Source organism: Candidatus Acididesulfobacter guangdongensis, from assembly GCA_004195045.1.
In the GTDB taxonomy this organism is placed as follows: domain Bacteria; phylum SZUA-79; class SZUA-79; order Acidulodesulfobacterales; family Acidulodesulfobacteraceae; genus Acididesulfobacter; species Acididesulfobacter guangdongensis.
In genome coordinates, this window is sequence record SGBC01000004.1 from 12,805 (window position 1) to 31,908 (window position 19,104).

A 19,104-nucleotide genomic window follows, 5' to 3' on the forward strand; every position below is an offset into this window, starting at 1 on the left:
TATCACAATCTATCTTTTTTGTTCAACAAAGCTTTATTCAATAAAGCCTTCTTTTCTTAAATCATCAATCGCATTCTTTATTACGCCGGCCGATTGTTTCAGACCTTTAATTTCTTCTTCCGTCAATTCAGGTTTAATAATTGTTTCTATCCCGTCTTTTGATAGAATAGCCGGTACGCCTGTATATATGCCGTTTATGCCGTAATAATCTTCAAGATATACGGAAAGAGGCATAATTTGGCGCCTGTCTTTAACCATTGATTCGATAATTTCAGCCATAACTACTGCAGGTGCGAATATCGTGCCGCCCTTTAATGCAATAACTTCTGCGGCGCATGTTCTCGAATATTCGGCTATCTCCTTAAGTTTTTCCAAGTTGTAACCGGGTAAGTCTCTTAACGGAATACTGTTGACGCTGGCGAGAGAAAAAATAGGGGTCATACTGTCCCCATGTTCTCCGAGAAACATTATGTCAACATCTTCAGGACTAAGATCGAAATAAGAACCGACTGCCGAGCGAAGTCTGGTAGTATCTAACATTGTACCCATTCCAAAAACTTTTTTTCTTTCAAATCCTGAAGTTTTATAGGCAACATAAGTCATTATATCAACAGGGTTAGATACTACAAACAGAATACAATTTTTATTATATTTTATAATATTTTCTACAATTTGTTTCAATATATGGACATTTTTTTTGTTTAAATCAAGTCTTGATTCACCGGGTTTCCTTGGTATTCCGGCAGTTATAACGATTATATCGGCATCTTTTACGGATTCATAATCTGCAGTTTTCACCCTTGTATAACCGGTCAGCGAAATTCCGTGAGATATATCAAGCATTTCTCCTTTAGATAAGTCTTTATTAATATCTATAAGAGTAACTTCTCTGACGATATCTTTCAGTGTTAATGTGTAAGCAAGTGTAGCTCCTAATCTGCCCGCGCCTATAATACTAACTTTCATTAATAAACCCCCTTTTATTTTTTTGGTATAATTATATATTATCGGTAATTTTAAATCAAGCTGCTTTTACTTTTTGCTTCTTGCCCTGTTTTTACTTTTCTATTCCGATTCTGGAAGGAATATTTCTATCATAATAATGTTTTATTTCTTTCATTTCAGTCACCAGGTCGGCTGCGTCTATGATTTCTTGAGAAGCATATCTTCCCGTCAATATAAGCTCAATATCCTTTCTTTTATTTTTTATCAGGTTGATAATTTCATCTGTTTTTATAATTCCCATATGAACTGCAACATTAATTTCATCTAATACTAATATATGAATATCATTTGACTGTGTTGCTATTTCATATGCTAAGTTAAAACCGTTTCTGTTTAATTCTAAATCTTTTTCCGGAATTTTGTTTTTGTTTATAAAATAAGGATTTCCAAATTGATATATTTTAAAAAAAGGTTCGAGGCGCTCCTGAATTTTAAATTCACCTGTATATGACCCTCCTTTGAGAAACTGTATAATAACAGACTTAAGGTTGTGCCCGCTGGCTCTTATCGCCTGTCCTACCGCAGCAGTAGTTTTGCCTTTTCCGTTTCCGGTATAAACCTGTACCAAACCCAATTCAAATTTGGAAACAGAAATACCTTTAAACCAGTTGTTGTGGACAGATAAATCTTTATCAGAATTGCAGCCGTCCTTTTTTATATTTTCATCCATATAATAAATAGTTAGGTTTTACAAAAAAATAATAGAAACATTATAAATATAAATAATTCTCTCTATAAAAAATATAGAAACATTATAAATATAACTAATTCATTATAAATATAAATAATTTATTTTACAAAAAAATTTATAGAAACATTAATTATTTTTTAGCTATAAGTATCTGATCTGATAAATATTTAATTGTTTTATTAAATAATTTTCTTGCCGCAGGATAATCTTGTTGCGATATTTTATATCCGTTAACATTAAAAATACTGTGAAAAAAAATGTGATTATTTTTTACTATATAACCTGCAGAAAATGAGCCTATTTTATTATAATAGTTAATATGCGCAGGTTCAAAAGACAGCCTATAGCCTGAGGGTATATTTAATTTAATAAGATTGCGCTCTGAAAAATTATATCCTAATTTTAATGGATATTTTCTGTGTCTCAGAATAGAAATTTTAGATAATATTGTCCTAATCCTGATAGGAAGTCTGACAAGAAAAAATTTTTTATTTTCAGCAGTGTATTTTCTTGCTTTAAATGAGATATTCTCTATAAAATATTTGTCCATGCTGTTCGCATTTTTTATAGAATATTTAAGCAGTACAGCTTTTGGAGTTATAGAGTTAATATTTTTCAATATTTTGCTTAATTTTTTTCTTTTAGATATTGAGGTAAAAACATATCTTTTATACATATCATATGCGCCCGTATAAGTTGCATTTATCTTTGAAATCAGCGTACCGTTCTTATTTATTGAAGCATTTTCCTTAAGTATTATGCTGTTATAGGCAGGAGGGAATATAGGCGTTTTTGCAACGAGCCCTCTATTGTGCATTACTATAAGAACATTTCTCCCCTGGTCCATGTTAGGCAGGTCTCCAAATGTAGTAACGTTAGAAGTCGTATCTGCGAAGAGGAAAGAGCTGCCGTCTACTTTTACGATAGGAGAAAAGTGCATACCATAATGCTTATTACCGTGTTTAGTGTTATATGTATTTGCAAGTATAAATTTATTAAGCATTTTATTGATATTGCCGTTAACTTTTATTGCCGTTATTTCGTGGTCAAATACAAATGGAGTAGGCAGTGCTGGATTCATATCAGGGATCATAACCGTCGGAATTAAAACAGGATAGGCTTTTACTCCTATCGAACGCAGCATAGACATAAATAGGGTTGCATGGTCTTTACAGTCGCCAAGCCTATTTTTGAATATTTTATTAACATTGCTGGGTTTATATCCGTCAATTCCAAATTCGTAACCTACATATCTGATTTTCTTTGCTACAAAATTATAGATAGCTTTTATTTTGTAAGATTCGCTTTTTTTTGAATATGTTATTTTTTTAATGAAATTTTTAAGATTTTTATCCGGCATTATCTGGTCTTTTGTAAGCGTCGAGTACCATTTTGCAACATCGTTCCATGTTTTAACCGATGAAATCATGACATGCGGAACTATAAACGATTCTCCGGGTCCGAAATTTTCAGGGGTTATTTTTTTTCTGTTCGTTAATGTCCATTTTAAGATAATTTCTTTATTTGTTTTTTTTATTTGAGGTTTAGCATGCATTTCGTATTCTGCATATTTATAATACATATTGGCAGGGATTGAAAGCCTGTAAACAGATTTTTTTACAGGTGATAAACCGCCGAAATAGTCTTCTGTAAAAAAATTATCTTTCATGTAAGGCTTTACGGTAATTGTTTTGTATTTGTAATTTATTACGGAATTTTTCACAAGCTCCGGAAGCTGAATAGTTTTTAGCAATTGGTTTGAAAACATCGGGTCATTCATATTAAACGGAGCCGTTACTGTTTTTAAGTTTTTTAAATTAATATCTATTATTTTGCCGTTCGGTTTTATTATTTTAATAAAATAAATTTTTAATTTTTGATTTTTAAGAGAAAATGGAAAACTTAGTTCCGAATATTTTTCTATTCCTTTTTTTGTTATAACTTTAATTTTTTCATGCTGAATAAGTATATCCCTAAATTTAGGAGTTATTCTTTCGCTTGTGTCATCCAGCAAAGTTATTGAAGAAGAAGGAATTTTAATATTTTTTGGTTTAATTTTAGCCGTTTGATAAGAAAACGCTTTTTGGGGCAAGAATAAATTGAAAAATATTAATGTCGATGAGATGAAAACAAATAGCAATAAAATAAACAAGTTAGTTGCGCTATCGCTTTTGTAATTTACACCGTAAATTATTTTCTTTTTACTAGTTGATTGTTTTTTATCTTTTTTGCAGTATTTTTTATAAAAAGATATATCGTATTTCATATTGCTCCATTATTTCCATTATTAATTATTAAATTATTATTGATTGATTAATATTTTTTAAATCGGTCGTAATTATTTTGTAATTATGGTGCCGGAAGGGGGAATCGAACCCCCACAAGAGAAATCTTACACGGCCCTGAACCGTGCGCGTCTACCAGTTCCGCCATTCCGGCAGTTTTTGCAATAATTTATAATAAAATTGAAAGGTTATTCTATCACTTTATTCTTTTAATTGCAGCTAAATTTTATTATACTATGGTTATTATAACTAAATTAAACATAATTTGGAATAATTATTTATAAATATTTTAATTATGGTAAAATAAATTGTATTCCGATGTTTTTATTATAATCCAAATAAATAAGTATAATAAATATAAAAAGTATTCATGAAAAAAAATTTTATTAAAAAAAGCAAAGACGTATCTGAAGATATATCTAAAGAAGAGATTTTTGCTATATTTACGGAAGAACAATCCGTACCCTTGTCCATTTTAGATATTAAACACAAGTTCAATATCGGTTCACCCGGAAAACTTAAGAAAATTAAAGAAATTTTAGATTTAATGGTAAAGGACGGCGATATCTTATTTACTAAAGGGGAAAAATATGCATTAGCTAAAAGACTTCATCTGATTGAAGGTGAAGTAGTTTCAAAAAAAGATAATTTTTCATTTGTACGAAACAGCGCCGGCGGACCTGACATTTATGTTAAAAATTCTGATTTATCCGGAGCATTACCGAAAGATATCGTTTTACTGAGGGTAATTCCCGACAGTCCGCATTATTTAAAGAATGTTTCAAAATCAAATAAGAAAATCAGAGGCAGCGTCGTCAGGATTATAAAAAGACAATTAGAAAGTTTTATGGCAACGGTAAAATTGGATAAACATATAGCCTCCTTGACTCCGGTTTCGTCTAATTTTACCGATATATTTTATTCAGATTTGCATGGATTTAAGGACAGAAAATTGCTTAAAGACGGAATTATCGTCAAAGCTAAGCTGCTTGCACCGGAAGATTTTTCATCCAGAGCCGCATCGGTGGAAAAAATATTGGGAGATATTGACGGCAGCGGTATAGAAGAAGAAATTGTGATTAATAAATATAATCTGTACAAAGATTTTGACGAAGAAACATTAAGAGAATCCGATGCAATTCCTGAAAATTTTGAAGAAAGCGGTTTTTACGATAAGGAAAACAAATCTAAGCGGGTAGATTTGACGAACCTTCCTTTTATTACTATAGACGGAGAAGATGCCAAAGATTTTGACGATGCCGTTTATGTTGAATTAACCAACAAAAAAAAAGATAAAACGGCAGGCAGATACAAATTATATGTTGCGATAGCCGATGTTTCTTATTTTGTTAAATGCGGAAGCAAAATTGACGCTGAAGCTTATAAAAGAGGTAATTCTACCTATTTTCCTGGAATAGTTTATCCGATGCTTCCGGAGAAACTGTCAAATAATTTATGCAGCCTTCTTCCTAAAACGAAGAGATTCGTCATGGTTTGCGAAATGCTTATAGACGGACACGGCAAATTGCTTGAAAAAAAAGCATACGAGGGCATTATAAAAACGTACGACAGATTAACTTATAATGAAGTTTTTGAATTCATTTCAGGTTTAAACAATAAAACAGATATACGGGATGAAATTTATTTAAAACTTAATCCTATCAAAGATATGCTTAAACAGATGATTGAATTGTCAGATATTTTAAGAATTAAAAGATTTAAAGAAGGAAGTCTTAATTTTGACCCTGTATCAAGCAAAATCATTATTGATGAATCCGGAAATGTACAAAAAATAGTTCAGGATGAAAGAAATTTTGCAAATGATTTAATTGAAGACTTTATGATAACGGCTAACTGCGCAGTATCCGAATTAATTGAAAGCAGGAAAGCGCCTTCACTGTATAGAGTTCATCAAAAACCTGACGAAGAAAAGATAAATGAATTTTTAAAAACTATAAAACCGTTCGGTTTTAATTTTTCTTTGAAATCCCTCGATTCCGGCAAGGATTATCAGGAAATGCTTGATTCCTTAAAAGGCAAGCCCATATCCCCTTTTCTTGAACAGGCATTTTTAAAATCGATGAAAATAGCGGTATATTCTAATGTAAATATTCATCATTTTGGATTAGCTCTTGCATCATACACACATTTCACATCGCCGATACGCCGATACGCCGATTTGATTATTCATAGAATTTTAAAAATTGTTTTATATTCTGAAGCGGACGGCAGCATCAAAAACAGCGCTCATCCATGGTTTAATAATGAATATCTTAAGTCCGCAGGGAGTTTTATATCGCAGAGAGAAAGATTTTCAACCGAAGCCGAAAGGGAGTATGTGGAATTTAAAAAAATGCAATTCTTAAAAAAAAATATTGCGGAAACATATAGCGGCTATATTACAAGTGTGACTAATTTTGGCTTTTTTGTACAGATTATAGGGTATTTTATCACAGGTTTTGTCCACGTATCTACAATAGGCGATGATTATTATGAATACAATTATAATACTAAAATCTTGAGAGGAAAGCATTCAGGCAAAATATTTAAAATTGGCGATGAAGTTGAGGTCGGCATATATTCTATTGACCTTCTAAAAAGAGAAATAGATTTGAGGCTTACGGAAAACAGCTTATTCAAAAAAGCCGTCAAAATAAAAAAAAATAACAGAACGAAACAGAATAAAACAGAACAAAATAAAACAGCGCGCAGCAGAAAACAAAAACAAAAACAAAAATAATGAAAATCATAGAGTTTTTTAAGTTTTTTAAAGCCGTAAAAAGAATTAGGGAAGTTTCTTTCATTTTTATTAAACACGGATTTTATCAATTTGTTATCTCTATCGGTCTTTCAAGATACTTCATTTTTAAAAAATATTTAAAAAAAACATATTATATTTCAGGTGCGGAAGAAGCGCCTCCGGAAGTGAGACTGAGAGTTACGCTAGAAGAATTGGGTCCGACTTTTATAAAATTGGGGCAGATGGCTTCTCAGGAAATTTCTATATTGCCGGCTCAGTATATAAATGAGCTTAAAAAACTGCAGGACAATGTCAGATTAACTTATGCCAAAAATTTTCAGATTAAAGAAATTATAAAAAGCGGCCTAGGTAAAAATATTGAAGATATTTTTCTTGAATTTGACGAACTTCCTATCGCTTCAGCGTCTATCGCTCAAGTGCATAAAGCAGTTCTTAAAGACGGAACTAAAGTAGCCGTTAAAATCAAAAAACCCAATGCATCCAAAGTAATAAGAGAAGACTTAGACGTTCTTTATTTTATAGTGAAAATAGTTAGAGAACCTGCGAGAGAACTTTTCCATATAAACAATATTGATGAATTATACGATGAATTTTCTAAAAATATTAAAGCAGAATTAAATTTTCTGCAGGAAGCGGGATACACCGATAAAATCAGAAAGGCAAATATTAATACTGAAGCAGTCGTTATACCGAAAATATTCTGGGAATATTCGACTGATTCCATTTTAGTGGAGGAGTTTATAGAAGGTATTAAAATTTCAGACAAAAATGAGCTGCTGAAAAAAGGATATAATTTAAAAAAAATTCTTGATATTTTTTTAGAATATTTTTTTAATCAGATTTTTCTAATAGGTTTTTTTAATGCAGACCCGCATCCAGGCAATATTTTTGTGCTCAACGAATCGGAAATAGGGGTTATAGACCACGGATTAGTCGGCAATTTGACAAAAAATACAAGACAGAAAGCTCTTAAGTATTTAATCGATTTTTTAAAAGAAGATTATGACGGAGCCGCTAATGATTTCATAGAGATTTGTTTAGCCGAATTAAGCGAAAAAGAAGAACAGGATTTTAAGCATGATTTAATGGAATTTATAGACAGCGTGTCTGTTAAACCTTTCAGAGATATATACAGTTCAGAATTATTATTAGAAACTTTAAAAATTGCAAAAAAACACAATATTACGGTTCCTTCCGAATTAAATCTGTTGTTTAAGGCCCTTTTATCCATAGAATCAATTGCTAAGATATTAGACCCTTCGTTTACATTTAATAAGCTGAATTTTTATGATTTTGCGGAAAGCAAAGTTTCCGGAAAAGAAAAAGTTAAATTTATTAAAGAATCGTTTTTCAGCAAGTTAAAAAGCTACGGAGATTTTATTGCAGATTTTCCTAAAAAAGCCGAAAAAATATTACGCAAAATGTCAGAAGATAATTTTTCGATAGAATTTATACATAAAGGTCTTGACGGTCTTATCGACGGGATTGAAAAAGCCAGCAAACGGCTTATGATTGGACTTTTGCTTTCCGCTTTAATAATTTCATCGGCAATATTAATGTTTTTAGGGAGCAGACCGGCAATGGGATGGATGGAAACAATGGGCACTGCAGGCTGGATTTTAGGAATGCTGTATCTGTTCGTATTACTGATAAAAGGATTAAAATAAAAAAAATATATAATAAATCAATATTATAACTATAGATAGGAATATTATTTTATTATGAAGGTATTTAATATTAATGAGTTAGATTACGATTTCGACAATTCTGTTTTGACTATCGGAAGTTTTGACGGAATACATTTGGGTCATGCCAAATTAATTGAACTTACTAAAGAATCCGCTGAAAAATTAAACTCAAAATCCGTAGTGCTTACCTTTCATCCCCATCCGATGAAAGCATTAAAGCCTGAAAAAAAAATACATTTGATTACTACTTTTGAAAAAAAAGTTGAATTAATAGCAAAATTAGGCATTGACTATTTAGTATATATTCCTTTTAGCAGAGAATTTGCAAAAATGCCGCCTGAAACTTTTATCAGAGAAATTATATATAAAAAGTTTAAACCTTTGAAAATAATTATAGGACACGATTTTGGTTTTGGAAATGCTAAAGCGGGTGACATTGCTCTTCTCAACAAATATTCTAAAGAATTTTGTTTCAAAGTTCATGTAGTAGACCCTGTAAAAATTGGAGACAATATTGTTTCAAGTACTTTAATCAGACAGCTGATACTTCAGGGGGAAATTTCAAAAGTCAAAGCATATCTTGGAAGATATTATTCTGTACACGGAAAAGTTGTTAAAGGCAGCGGAAGGGGGAAATTTTTGGGTATTCCTACTGCAAATATTATTCCAGAAGAAGAGTTGTTTCCGAAAGACGGAGTATATGCTTCATTTGTCAAAATTAACGGTTCGGACTATAAAGCTATTACTAATATCGGTTCAAATCCTACTTTTAATGATGATTCAAGAAGAATAGAATCCCTTATATTCAATTTTGACAGCGATATTTATGATAACGATATTGAAGTTTATTTTGTAGAGAGGTTAAGAGATGAAATTAAATTTAATTCAGTCAGCGATTTACAGGAAAAAATAAAAGAAGATATTAAATTTACGGAATATATATTTAAATCTCAGAAGCAGGAGGCTGTTATTTAAAAATTGTTTAAAAACAATTTTTAGTCAGAAAACTTTATTTTTAATAAAAATTGTACTATAATTACAAGAGTAGCGTTTTAATAATTAAATAATTAAACGACACTGTAAATTATAATCGGGTTAGGACTATGTTTAATATAAAATTAAAACATGATAAATTTTCTGTTAAAAATTTTTTTGTTAAAAATTTTTTTGTTAAAAATTTTATTGTCAAAGACAAGCTGTTATCAGCAGGCAGTTATATACGCAGTTATATAGCCGGCGCCATAAATTTTTTATCAAGGAAAAGAAATTTTAAATTATCGGTGCTTAGCGTCTTAACTTTTAGCCTCTTGCTGATTATCGGCTTTCTTTCATATTCGGCTTATTTAATTTTTAATTTTGCCGGTAATCAAAAAAATTCACTATATTCGTTAAAGCAGTCATCCGTTATATATTACAATAGCGGCGGTAAGTTCATCGGCGGATTTCATCCGTATATTTCAGGCGGTTTTCAGCATAGCGTTTTTTTTACTTTTGTTATGATTGCAGCGGGGTTGTCTTTTATTATAGTATCCTTAATGTTTTTATATTTTTACAAGTTAATAATCAGGCATGACGATTTGGAACTGAGTTTAAGTTCTATTGAAAAAAATGCACTTGAAGTGCCGGCTCTTATATTTCATGAAATTAAAAATAGTGTAAATGCATTATCTATTAATTCTAAATTATTAAATTATAAACTAAATACTTTAGCATTTAATACAGATAAACATATTGAAAACAATAATAGTGCAGCCGATAATTTTAAGAACAGCTTTAAAGAAAGTTCGGAAACAAAGTCTGCATTCATTAAAATTGGAAGTATGATTGAATCTGAAACCGATAAAATAAATTTAACGATGGATAATATAATAAAATTTTCTAAGTCTTTTAAACCGGATTTTGACCATGATGTATCTTTAGATGCTCTTATTCTTGAATGTGTTAACGATATTGATTCAAATTATCTTAATAACATTGTTAAGATCAACTTAAATATAGATAAGAATATCACTGTGAAAATGGACAGAAATCTTATGAAACAGGTTTTTTTAAATTTGATATCAAACGCAATTCATTCTTATAATGGCAAACAAGGTTCCGTGAATGTATATACATCGTATTATTTTTCTAAAGCAATTATTATAATTGAAGATAATGGGACAGGAATCAGTAAAAATAATTTAAAAAAAGTCTTCGAACCTTTTTTTACTACAAGAGAGAACGGAATAGGTTTAGGTCTTGCATTTGTCAAGAAAGTTCTTGATTCGCATGGTTTCGGTATAAGTATCGAATCCGAACAGGGTAAGGGAACTAAAGTGTCTATTGTTTTAGGCTGCGTTATTAATTAATCCGTTTCCGCCGTTCCTTTTATTATTTCAAATTATATTTTAATATTAAATATTAATAAATAAAGTTTTTTATATAAAATTGAATATATTTATAGTTGAAGACAACGAAGCAGCACTTTTTGCGCTTTCGAATTATCTTAGAGAAGAAGGACATGAAGTTATTGAAGCCAAAGATTTTAAATCCGCATCTAAGATTTTAAACGATGCTAAAAAAATTAATTTTATAGACGTAATAATAACCGACCTTAAACTGCCCGACGGTTCCGGCATTGAAATCCTCAGAACAGTAAAATCAAAAAATTATGATATAGATGTATTGATTACAACAGGTTTCAGTTCTGTCAAAACTGCCGTAGAGGCAATTAAATCAGGAGCTTATGATTACATAACAAAGCCTATTAATCTAGAAGAATTAGATATTATATTAAAAAGAATTGTTTCTAAACGCAGCTTGTTAAGCGAAATAAATGAACTTAAAATAAGGCTTGAAGACAAATTTAGTTTCGGCAATTTAATTACAAAGTCAAAAAAAATGATAGAAATTATAAATACCGCTATTGCCGTGTCTAATACGCATTCTACCGTATTAATAGAAGGCGAATCAGGAACAGGAAAAGAACTGCTTGCAAACATTATAGTTAATAATAGCGACAGAAAAAACAAACCATTTATTAAATTAAACTGCGCAGCTCTTTCTGAAACTATTCTTGAAAGCGAGCTTTTTGGACACGAAAAAGGGTCGTTTACAGGCGCAGATTCTCTTCATAAAGGCAGATTTGAAGTTTCAGACGGTGGAACAATTTTTTTAGATGAAATCGGGGAAATTCCTCTCAAGACGCAGGCCAAAATTTTAAGAGTTCTTCAGGAAAAAGAATTTGAGCGCGTCGGCGGGAATAAAACAATAAAAGTAGATGTAAGAATAATAGCCGCGTCCCAGGATATAGCCGATAAGGTAAAAAAAGGCGAGTTCAGGCAGGATTTATATTATAGATTAAATGTAATAAATTTAAAAATCATTCCTCTTCGCGAAAGGAAAGAAGATATACCTTTGCTTGTTAATAAATTTATAGAAGATTTTTCTAAAGAGATGGGTAAAAATATTAAAGGTGTAGACGAAAAAGTTTTAAATATTTTGTTAGATTATAATTATCCTGGAAATATAAGAGAACTTAAAAATATTATTGAATTTATGGTTGCAGTTTCTGCTGCAGATGCAGAAACTGTTGTCAGCGGCACTATTTTGCCGGCTTATTTAAAAGATTTAAAATATAGCGGCAATTTATCTAAAGATGAACAGGATGAAAAAAATGTCCATAATAATATAAACGACGGAGAAGAAAATTATATAAAAATTCCGTTAAATATCCGTCTTGAAGACGCAGAAAATTTAATTATATATAAAACTCTAATGCAAAATTCAAATGATAAGGTAAAAACGGCAAAAGTCCTAAATATAGGGCTTAAGACATTATATAGAAAGCTGGAAACTATTAAAAACTTAAATATTTAAATTATTATAAATAATAATTATAATTGCAAAGTCAATGACGGCTCTGCAATGTGATGCAGCAGTATGTACGCATTTTACCTAATTTATTTCTTTGTTTGATTTCTGAACTTGACAGCCTCTTTTAAGTATTTTAATGTCAGCGGTGATTTTTTTGTCTTTTCCGATAATTCTAAGTACTTTTCGGCTTTATCGTAATTCTTCAGCATTAAATAGTCTAATCCCGTGTGTCTCAATACTGTGCTTGAATTTTTTAATTTTTTTAAAGCGCGTTTAAAATAAAGCAGCGCTTTATTATATTTTTTTAATCTTAAATAAACAAACCCAAGACTATCAGAGATATAAGGAGAATCAGGTTCTATCGACAGCGCCTTTTTAACTAATTTTTCTGCTTCAGTTATATTTTTCTTATGCACTGCGAGATAATATCCTTTAAAATTGAGCGCATCTGCATCAGTCGGGTCTATAGCCAGCACTTTATCTATTATTTTTATTGATTTTTTATTATTATGTAAAAAATGATAGTCGGAGGCTAATTGATAAAGCAACGATGTATTTTCAGGAAAATATTTTAATCCTTTATGCAGAATATTTTCAGCTTTTTTATATTGTTTGATTTCTTCTAAAGAAATTGCCGAAAAATAATATACTTTTAATTTTTTTTTTAATTTTTTATTATGTATTAGTTTATTGATTATATCATTTATTTTTGCATTATTTGTAGAATTTTTGTTTTTTTTATTAAGCGTTAAATATATTTCAATTTCCTGAAGCCTTGAGTTAATATAATGATGACCATATTTTATTGATTTAAGGTATTTTATGCTTTTTTTAAAATTATTTTGAAAATAATAAGAAGCGCCTATAAAAAAGTATGCATTATTTCTTATATTAATTTCTTTGCCTGTTTTTAATCTTGAAGTTGGCATTGAATGCAGCAGCCTAAAAAAATATTTTCTGCCTGCTCCATAATTTTTAACGGCATAATTTATAAGACCTGATTGATATAATGCAAAATTACTCAAAGGATTATATCTTAAATATTTTTTAAGAATGTTTAGTGCTGAGCGTTCTTTTCCCGTTATCGTATAAATTGCGGTTAATTGAAAATAACCTTCTTTAAAATAGGGGTTTAATTTGATAACTTCTTTCAGATTTTTTATTGCTTTTGCGGATTTATTTTCTAATATATAAATTTTTGACAATTCATAATAAGAATCTATATCAGTCGGATAGTATAATTTGAGCAGATTTAAATATGCAGCGGCTGCCGTAAAATGTTTCTCGAATTTATAAATGTCGGCAATCAGCAATAATGCCTGCTTATCAGATGGGTGCTTTTTTAAAATGAAATTCAGGATGTCTAAAGATTTTTTAATTTTGTTTCCGCTTAAATATATTTTGGTTTTTAAGATGTAGCAGTTAGTTTTATATTTTCCGGAAGCTGTTTTGATTGATTTATTTATGTAATAGATAGCTTTTGTAAAATTTTTATTTTTTAAATATAATCTGGAAAGTTCATAGTATCCGGCAGCGCTGCGGGATTTTTTCAGCGCGCTTTTCAGGTTATATAGAGATTTGCCATAGTTTCCGTAATTTTCGTAAATGAAACCTTTTATAACTTTTTGTATGTCTGATGAACTATAAGCATTTGAAGGCGATGCAAAGGCTGCTAAAACGGAAAATATCAATAATGCATTAGCAAGCAATATTAAAGTTAAAAATAGATGCGAATGATTCATTATTGTAATTTTTTTGTTCATAGTTATAATAGTCCGCCTGTCATTTTTACAAGATGGATGAAAAATTCCGTATTCCCTTTTTTTCCCTTTATGCACGATTTTTTTACTCCTAAACTTCTAAGTCCTATTGTTTTTGAAAATTCTATAATGCCGGATATTATGCTTTCGTAGATTGTTTCATCTTTAATAATGCCTTTTTTAAGAAATTTTTTATTTCCGGTTTCAAATTGAGGCTTTATTAATGCTAGAATTAGACCTTCGTCTTTTAAAAATTTTACTGTATGCGGCAGTACTTTTTCTAATGATATGAAAGATGCATCTATTACGCAAATATCTATTTTTTCTTTTATTTTGTCAACCCCTATATCTTTTATGTTTGTTTTTTCATAGTTTATTATATTTTCATTATTTCTTAGATTATAATCCAACTGTCCGTATCCGACATCTACGCAATAAACCAATCTGCAGCCGTTTTTCAGCAGACAGTCGGTGAATCCGCCGGTAGAAGCTCCAATATCTAAAGCGCAATAGCCGCCGACGTTTATTTTGAAGTCAGTTAAAGCCCCTTTTAGTTTGACCCCTCCTCTTGATACATATGGATTAGCCGGCTCAAGAACTTTAATATCGCTTGCAATATTTGTCGGTGTGCCGGGTTTAACGCATATTTTGCCGTTTACTAAGACTTTACCTTCGATTATCAAAGAAGAGGCTTTGCTTCTGGATAATGTTTGTCCCGCAATATTTTTTTCAGCTAACAGGATGTCTAATCTTATTTTTTCCACTTTTTGCTTGTACAATATTGAATATCAATACGCTGTAATAAATTAAACCAAGTTTCCTGACGGCAGGTTTTTATAAAATAAATGAATCTGCGATGATTATTCGCCGATTATGCTGAAAATCCGATATTTATTATTTTATTCTTGTCAAAGAAGAATTCATTTATAATTACTTTAAAACCGTCTTCTGAAAATCCGGACAGAGAAAGTAATTCTTTTCTTGAGCCGTGTTCAATAAAATTATTGCCCAAAGAAACGATTTTATATTTAAAATTCAATACATCATTTGATAAATTATCGGATTCAGATAATAATGTGATAATTTTTGACCCGAAACCTGAGAATTCAACATTTTCTTCAACTGTCATTATTTTTTTTGCGTATTTTATTTTATTTATAAGGTTATCTGATATAGGTGAAGCGAATCTGGCATTAATAAGACCTATAGGTTTTACAAGCTCGTTATTTTTATTATTATTATTAATTTCGTCCAATATTTTCTCAAGCATAGCGGTTTGTACTCCTATGCTTACGATAATGTATTCAAAGTGAGTAATCAAAGTTTCAAATTCACCTTCTTTAATTACGGCTATGTCATCAGTTTCCGGCAGTTCAAAATAAAGCATTTCGCTTTTAGGATATCTTATCGCAACAGGTTTATTGTAAGAAAGGGAGCTTTTAAGCATTTTTATAAGTTCGTCGGAATCTTTAGGGCACATTATAACTAAATTAGGGATGTAGCCTAAGTACGATAAATCAAATATACCTTGATGGGTAGCGCCGTCTTCTCCGGCGATGCCGGCTCTGTCTATGCAAAAAACAACCGGCAGATTCTGCAGGCATACATCGTGAATTATCTGGTCGAGAGACCTCTGAAGAAATGTGGAATAAATAAAGAAAAAAGGTCTGAGCCCGTTTGCAGCGGCTCCGGCAGAAAATGTAACTGCATGTTCTTCCTGTATCCCGACATCAAAAAATCTGTCGGGATATATTTTAGCAAAATTAGAAAGACCTGTTCCTTCAGTCATAGCAGCGGTTATAGCTATGATATTTTCATTATTTTTAGCTAATTTAACCAAAAAATTGCTCGCAACCTCCCCAAGCGTTATATTTCCGGTTTTTTTGAGCATTATTCCCGTATTTTTATCAAATGCCGAAATACCGTGAAATAATGACGGGTTTTTTTCGGAAGGTCCATAACCTTTGCCTTTCTGGGTAACTATATGAAGCAGAATAGGTTTTTTTATTTTTTTAATATTTTCAAATGCACTAAGCAAATATTCTATATTATGCCCATCTATTGGTCCTATATATGTAAAACCGAGTTCTTCAAATATAATTCCAGGACCAATCATGTTTTTAAACAATTCTTCAGTTTTAGAAGCCAGTTTTGCAAATTGTAAACCTAATAGAGGTATAGACTTTAAAAATTTTTCCGTTTCGTTTCTAAATTTTATGTAAATCTCTCCGGTTAAAATTTTATTAAGATAATTTGAAAAAGCCCCTACGCTTTTTGATATTGACATTTCATTGTCGTTAAGTATTACTATGATGTCTTTTTTCATTGCGCCGGCGTGATTAAGACCCTCTAGCGCCAGTCCGTTAGAAATTGAGGCATCGCCTATTACGGCAATAATTCGTCCGTTGCCGTTTTTTTTTATTATATCATCGGCAACAGCCATTCCTAAGGCTGCAGATATAGAAGTGCCGGCATGACCCGTTCCAAAAAAATCATATTTGCTTTCGTTTATGGACGGGAAACCTGATAAACCGCCTAACTTTCTAATAGAATGGAATTTATCACGTCTCCCTGTAAGCAGTTTATATGCATAAGATTGATGCCCTACATCCCAGATAACTTTATCATTTTTTTCTATATCAAATGATTTTAATATAGCAATAGTCAGTTCAACTACGCCCAGACTTGAAGCAAGATGTCCGCCGTTTGTCGAGCATACTGAAATAATTTCTTTGCGGAGCTCTTTGGCTAATAGGTTAAGGTCTTCAGAATTTATTTTTTTAATATCGTTAATGTCATTTATATTATCTAATATCATTTTTTTTATTTTCTTATAAGGTATTATTATATATTATACATATTATTAATTTTTAGTTTACCCGTTTTGTTAAATAATACGAAAAATCTTTCAGCAAATTAAAATTTATATTTGTTTTGTCAAGACAGGAAATCCCTTTTTCCGTATATTCCTCTACTAATTTTTTGGTTTCTTCAATGCCTATAATTGATGCGATATTTGATTTATTATTATTTTTATCAATCCCTACGGTCTTTCCTGTAATTTGACTGCTGCCTATTACATCAAGTAAGTCGTCTAACGCTTGAAAGGCAAGTCCTAAATAAGTTCCGTAATTTTTCAGAGCTGCTACCAGAGCATCATCCGCTCCTCCAAGGATTCCGCCCATAGCGCAGGCGGCTTTTATAAGGGCTGCAGTTTTTTTATCGTGTATTTCCGTCAGTATGCTGTTATCGATTGGAATACCTGAATTTGTTATGTCTAGAAACTGTCCTCCCACTAAACCTCCTGCGCCTGATAAAAAAGACAGTTCCTGAATTATTTTCAATATAGTATCGCATTTAAAATATTTTATATATTCGTTGTCGGAAATAATTATAAAAGCTTCCGAAAGCAATGCGTCTCCTGCAAGAATTGCTGCAGCTTCGCCAAAAACTATATGGTTTGTGGGTTTTCCCCTTCTTAAATTATCGTTGTCCATTGCAGGCAAATCGTCGTGTATAAGAGAATATGAATGTATAAGTTCTATTGAGCATGCAAACGGAAGCAATTGAGCTTTATTTTTAAAACCCAAGCATTCTGCGGTTATAAGCAAAAAAATAGGACGAATTCTCTTGCCTCCTAAGGAGACGGTATAATACATCGCATCGTTTATTGAAAAATCGGTAGAGATTTTTTTATCATTTCCAGAAATTTTGGCTAAGCTATTTTTTTTTGATAAATAGCTGCTGTCATTATTATAATTTTTCTGAAAATACGCATATAAGAAATTATTAATAATTTCTTTGTTTTGTTCTATGTAATCTTCTATTAAATACATATAAAGTTAAATTTTAATTTTAAGTTTAAGATTTAGTTTGCAAAACTCATTATTATTAATTATTATTAACTGCAACGCTGCCTGTAATAGTTTTTGCATTTTTAGACCTTTGTCAGACTTCTTTGAGTATCAGACTTCTTTGAGTATCAGACTTCTTTAGTGTTGTCATTATCAGCTATATTTTCTACCGTATCTATATTGTCTAAAGGTTTTGTTTTTATGCCGCCATTTTTATCGGACATTAATTCTTCAACTTTTTTTTCGGCAGCATCTAATTTATTAATACAATATTTAGAATATATAACCCCTTCCTCGTAAATTTTAAGCGATTCCTCAAGACCCAAATCGCCTTTTTCAAGATTAGCAACATTTTCTTCGAGTTTTTTCAAAGCTTCTTCAAAGCTTAATTTGTTTAAATCTTTAATGTTTATATTCATAATTCTTTAATTATAATCTATTATTTATTAAATTAAAAGCGGGAAATTATACCTTAATCCTGCAATAGAAAATATTTATGCATTTCTTTGCTCGGTTAAGCAACGGAAAAGGTGTCAGACACCTTTTCCTGGTAGATAACTTTCTATTGCAGGATTAAAATTGTAATTTTAAATTTTCATATAAACTGCACTGACGCAATTAAAAGCAGTGAATCACAATTTCATATTTATCGTATAATGCAAATTTATAAACAGACTGTATATAAAAAAGACAAAAATTAAATAATAATTTATTGCATAAAATTTTAGATGTAATATAATATATATAAAAATATAATAAATAATAATTAACTATATAATAAATATACAATTTATTTATTGACTATTTGTGTATTTATGTATAAATTATAATAAATAATTTAACGTTATGTCATTGGAGGATTTAAGAGGTGGGATCATTAACTTTATTAAATTTTAAAAATCTGTTTTACATTTTTATATTATTTGGGGCTTTAATAATGCTTATCAATATGGTTATAGCTTCTTCTCTTAAAAAAAGGATTCCAGGAGGTTTTGTAGGAAAATGGCTTGCTATTATGTTCGTCTTTATGCTGTTTTTTTTCATAGCCGAAGCCGGAAGTTTCTTTTTTATTTCATATTTGACCAATATGGATCTGGCATATTTTCTTATTTCTTTAGTTCTATTTTTCGGTTCTATATTTGTAGCTATAGTTAACAGATTTATTTTTCACTTAATTAAAGAATTAGAGGTTCGAAAATAATATT

14 protein-coding genes and 1 tRNA gene are annotated in these 19,104 nt (G+C 30.5%); 6 read left to right on the top strand and 9 right to left on the bottom strand.

Going from position 1 to position 19,104, the window contains the following annotated elements; translation table 11 throughout:
- Window positions 1-33: 33 nt before the first annotated feature.
- The 4 genes from EVJ46_08650 to EVJ46_08665 all read right to left on the bottom strand — a co-directional run bounded on the left by EVJ46_08650 (window position 34) and on the right by EVJ46_08665 (window position 4,135).
- Complete coding sequence (locus EVJ46_08650; GenBank protein ID RZD15593.1) at window positions 34-966, bottom strand: L-lactate dehydrogenase; 933 nt, start codon at window positions 964-966, stop codon at window positions 34-36.
- 91 nt (window positions 967-1,057) lie between these two features.
- Window positions 1,058-1,675 carry a cob(I)yrinic acid a,c-diamide adenosyltransferase gene (locus EVJ46_08655; GenBank protein ID RZD15594.1) on the bottom strand — a complete coding sequence of 206 codons (618 nt, stop codon included), beginning with the start codon at window positions 1,673-1,675 and terminating at the stop codon, window positions 1,058-1,060.
- 151 nt (window positions 1,676-1,826) lie between these two features.
- On the bottom strand, window positions 1,827-3,962 hold the full coding sequence (locus EVJ46_08660) for a DUF3857 domain-containing protein (GenBank protein ID RZD15595.1): 2,136 nt from the start codon (window positions 3,960-3,962) through the stop codon (window positions 1,827-1,829).
- Between the two features lie 86 nt (window positions 3,963-4,048).
- A tRNA-Leu gene (locus tag EVJ46_08665) sits at window positions 4,049-4,135 on the bottom strand.
- A 216-nt stretch (window positions 4,136-4,351) separates the two neighbouring features.
- Between EVJ46_08665 and rnr the strand changes: the two genes are divergently transcribed.
- The 5 genes from rnr to EVJ46_08690 all read left to right on the top strand — a co-directional run bounded on the left by rnr (window position 4,352) and on the right by EVJ46_08690 (window position 12,288).
- A complete protein-coding gene (gene rnr / locus EVJ46_08670; GenBank protein RZD15596.1) occupies window positions 4,352-6,721 on the top strand; it encodes a ribonuclease R in 2,370 nt (789 codons plus the stop codon).
- Entirely contained in the window at window positions 6,721-8,409 is a 1,689-nt protein-coding gene (locus EVJ46_08675; protein ID RZD15597.1) for a hypothetical protein, read from the top strand. The genes rnr and EVJ46_08675 overlap by 1 nt, the downstream gene beginning before the upstream one ends.
- Window positions 8,410-8,463: 54 nt before the next feature.
- On the top strand, window positions 8,464-9,405 hold the full coding sequence (locus tag EVJ46_08680; GenBank protein ID RZD15598.1) for a bifunctional riboflavin kinase/FAD synthetase: 942 nt from the start codon (window positions 8,464-8,466) through the stop codon (window positions 9,403-9,405).
- Window positions 9,406-9,533: 128 nt separating this feature from the next.
- Window positions 9,534-10,778, top strand: coding sequence for a hypothetical protein (locus EVJ46_08685; GenBank protein ID RZD15599.1), 1,245 nt, complete (start codon window positions 9,534-9,536; stop codon window positions 10,776-10,778).
- Window positions 10,779-10,857: 79 nt separating this feature from the next.
- Window positions 10,858-12,288, top strand: a complete 1,431-nt coding sequence (locus EVJ46_08690) for a sigma-54-dependent Fis family transcriptional regulator (protein RZD15600.1) — start codon at window positions 10,858-10,860, stop codon at window positions 12,286-12,288.
- An 83-nt stretch (window positions 12,289-12,371) separates the two neighbouring features.
- Here the strand turns inward: EVJ46_08690 and EVJ46_08695 are convergent, their stop codons facing one another.
- The 5 genes from EVJ46_08695 to xseB form a co-directional block, all read right to left on the bottom strand.
- Window positions 12,372-14,048, bottom strand: coding sequence for a hypothetical protein (locus tag EVJ46_08695; GenBank protein RZD15601.1), 1,677 nt, complete (start codon window positions 14,046-14,048; stop codon window positions 12,372-12,374).
- A gap of 2 nt (window positions 14,049-14,050) precedes the next feature.
- Entirely contained in the window at window positions 14,051-14,827 is a 777-nt protein-coding gene (locus EVJ46_08700) for a TlyA family RNA methyltransferase (GenBank protein RZD15602.1), read from the bottom strand.
- An 89-nt stretch (window positions 14,828-14,916) separates the two neighbouring features.
- Window positions 14,917-16,863, bottom strand: coding sequence for a 1-deoxy-D-xylulose-5-phosphate synthase (gene dxs / locus EVJ46_08705; GenBank protein RZD15603.1), 1,947 nt, complete (start codon window positions 16,861-16,863; stop codon window positions 14,917-14,919).
- Window positions 16,864-16,915: 52 nt separating this feature from the next.
- Window positions 16,916-17,881 (bottom strand): polyprenyl synthetase family protein, encoded by a 966-nt coding sequence (locus tag EVJ46_08710; protein RZD15604.1) that lies wholly within the window; start codon window positions 17,879-17,881, stop codon window positions 16,916-16,918.
- Window positions 17,882-18,027: 146 nt separating this feature from the next.
- Complete coding sequence (gene xseB / locus EVJ46_08715) at window positions 18,028-18,318, bottom strand: exodeoxyribonuclease VII small subunit (protein RZD15605.1); 291 nt, start codon at window positions 18,316-18,318, stop codon at window positions 18,028-18,030.
- Between the two features lie 449 nt (window positions 18,319-18,767).
- On the opposite strand from xseB, the gene EVJ46_08720 reads away from it, so the two are divergent.
- Window positions 18,768-19,100, top strand: a complete 333-nt coding sequence (locus tag EVJ46_08720) for a hypothetical protein (protein ID RZD15606.1) — start codon at window positions 18,768-18,770, stop codon at window positions 19,098-19,100.
- Window positions 19,101-19,104: the final 4 nt, after the last annotated feature.

Coding starts and splice junctions, on each gene's coding strand:
- EVJ46_08650 (RZD15593.1), bottom strand. CDS start 966: ATGAAAGTTAGTATTATAGGCGCGGGCAGATTAGGAGCTACACTTGCT.
- EVJ46_08655 (RZD15594.1), bottom strand. CDS start 1,675: ATGGATGAAAATATAAAAAAGGACGGCTGCAATTCTGATAAAGATTTA.
- EVJ46_08660 (RZD15595.1), bottom strand. CDS start 3,962: ATGAAATACGATATATCTTTTTATAAAAAATACTGCAAAAAAGATAAA.
- rnr (RZD15596.1), top strand. CDS start 4,352: ATGAAAAAAAATTTTATTAAAAAAAGCAAAGACGTATCTGAAGATATA.
- EVJ46_08675 (RZD15597.1), top strand. CDS start 6,721: ATGAAAATCATAGAGTTTTTTAAGTTTTTTAAAGCCGTAAAAAGAATT.
- EVJ46_08680 (RZD15598.1), top strand. CDS start 8,464: ATGAAGGTATTTAATATTAATGAGTTAGATTACGATTTCGACAATTCT.
- EVJ46_08685 (RZD15599.1), top strand. CDS start 9,534: ATGTTTAATATAAAATTAAAACATGATAAATTTTCTGTTAAAAATTTT.
- EVJ46_08695 (RZD15601.1), bottom strand. CDS start 14,048: ATGAACAAAAAAATTACAATAATGAATCATTCGCATCTATTTTTAACT.
- dxs (RZD15603.1), bottom strand. CDS start 16,863: ATGATATTAGATAATATAAATGACATTAACGATATTAAAAAAATAAAT.
- EVJ46_08710 (RZD15604.1), bottom strand. CDS start 17,881: ATGTATTTAATAGAAGATTACATAGAACAAAACAAAGAAATTATTAAT.
- xseB (RZD15605.1), bottom strand. CDS start 18,318: ATGAATATAAACATTAAAGATTTAAACAAATTAAGCTTTGAAGAAGCT.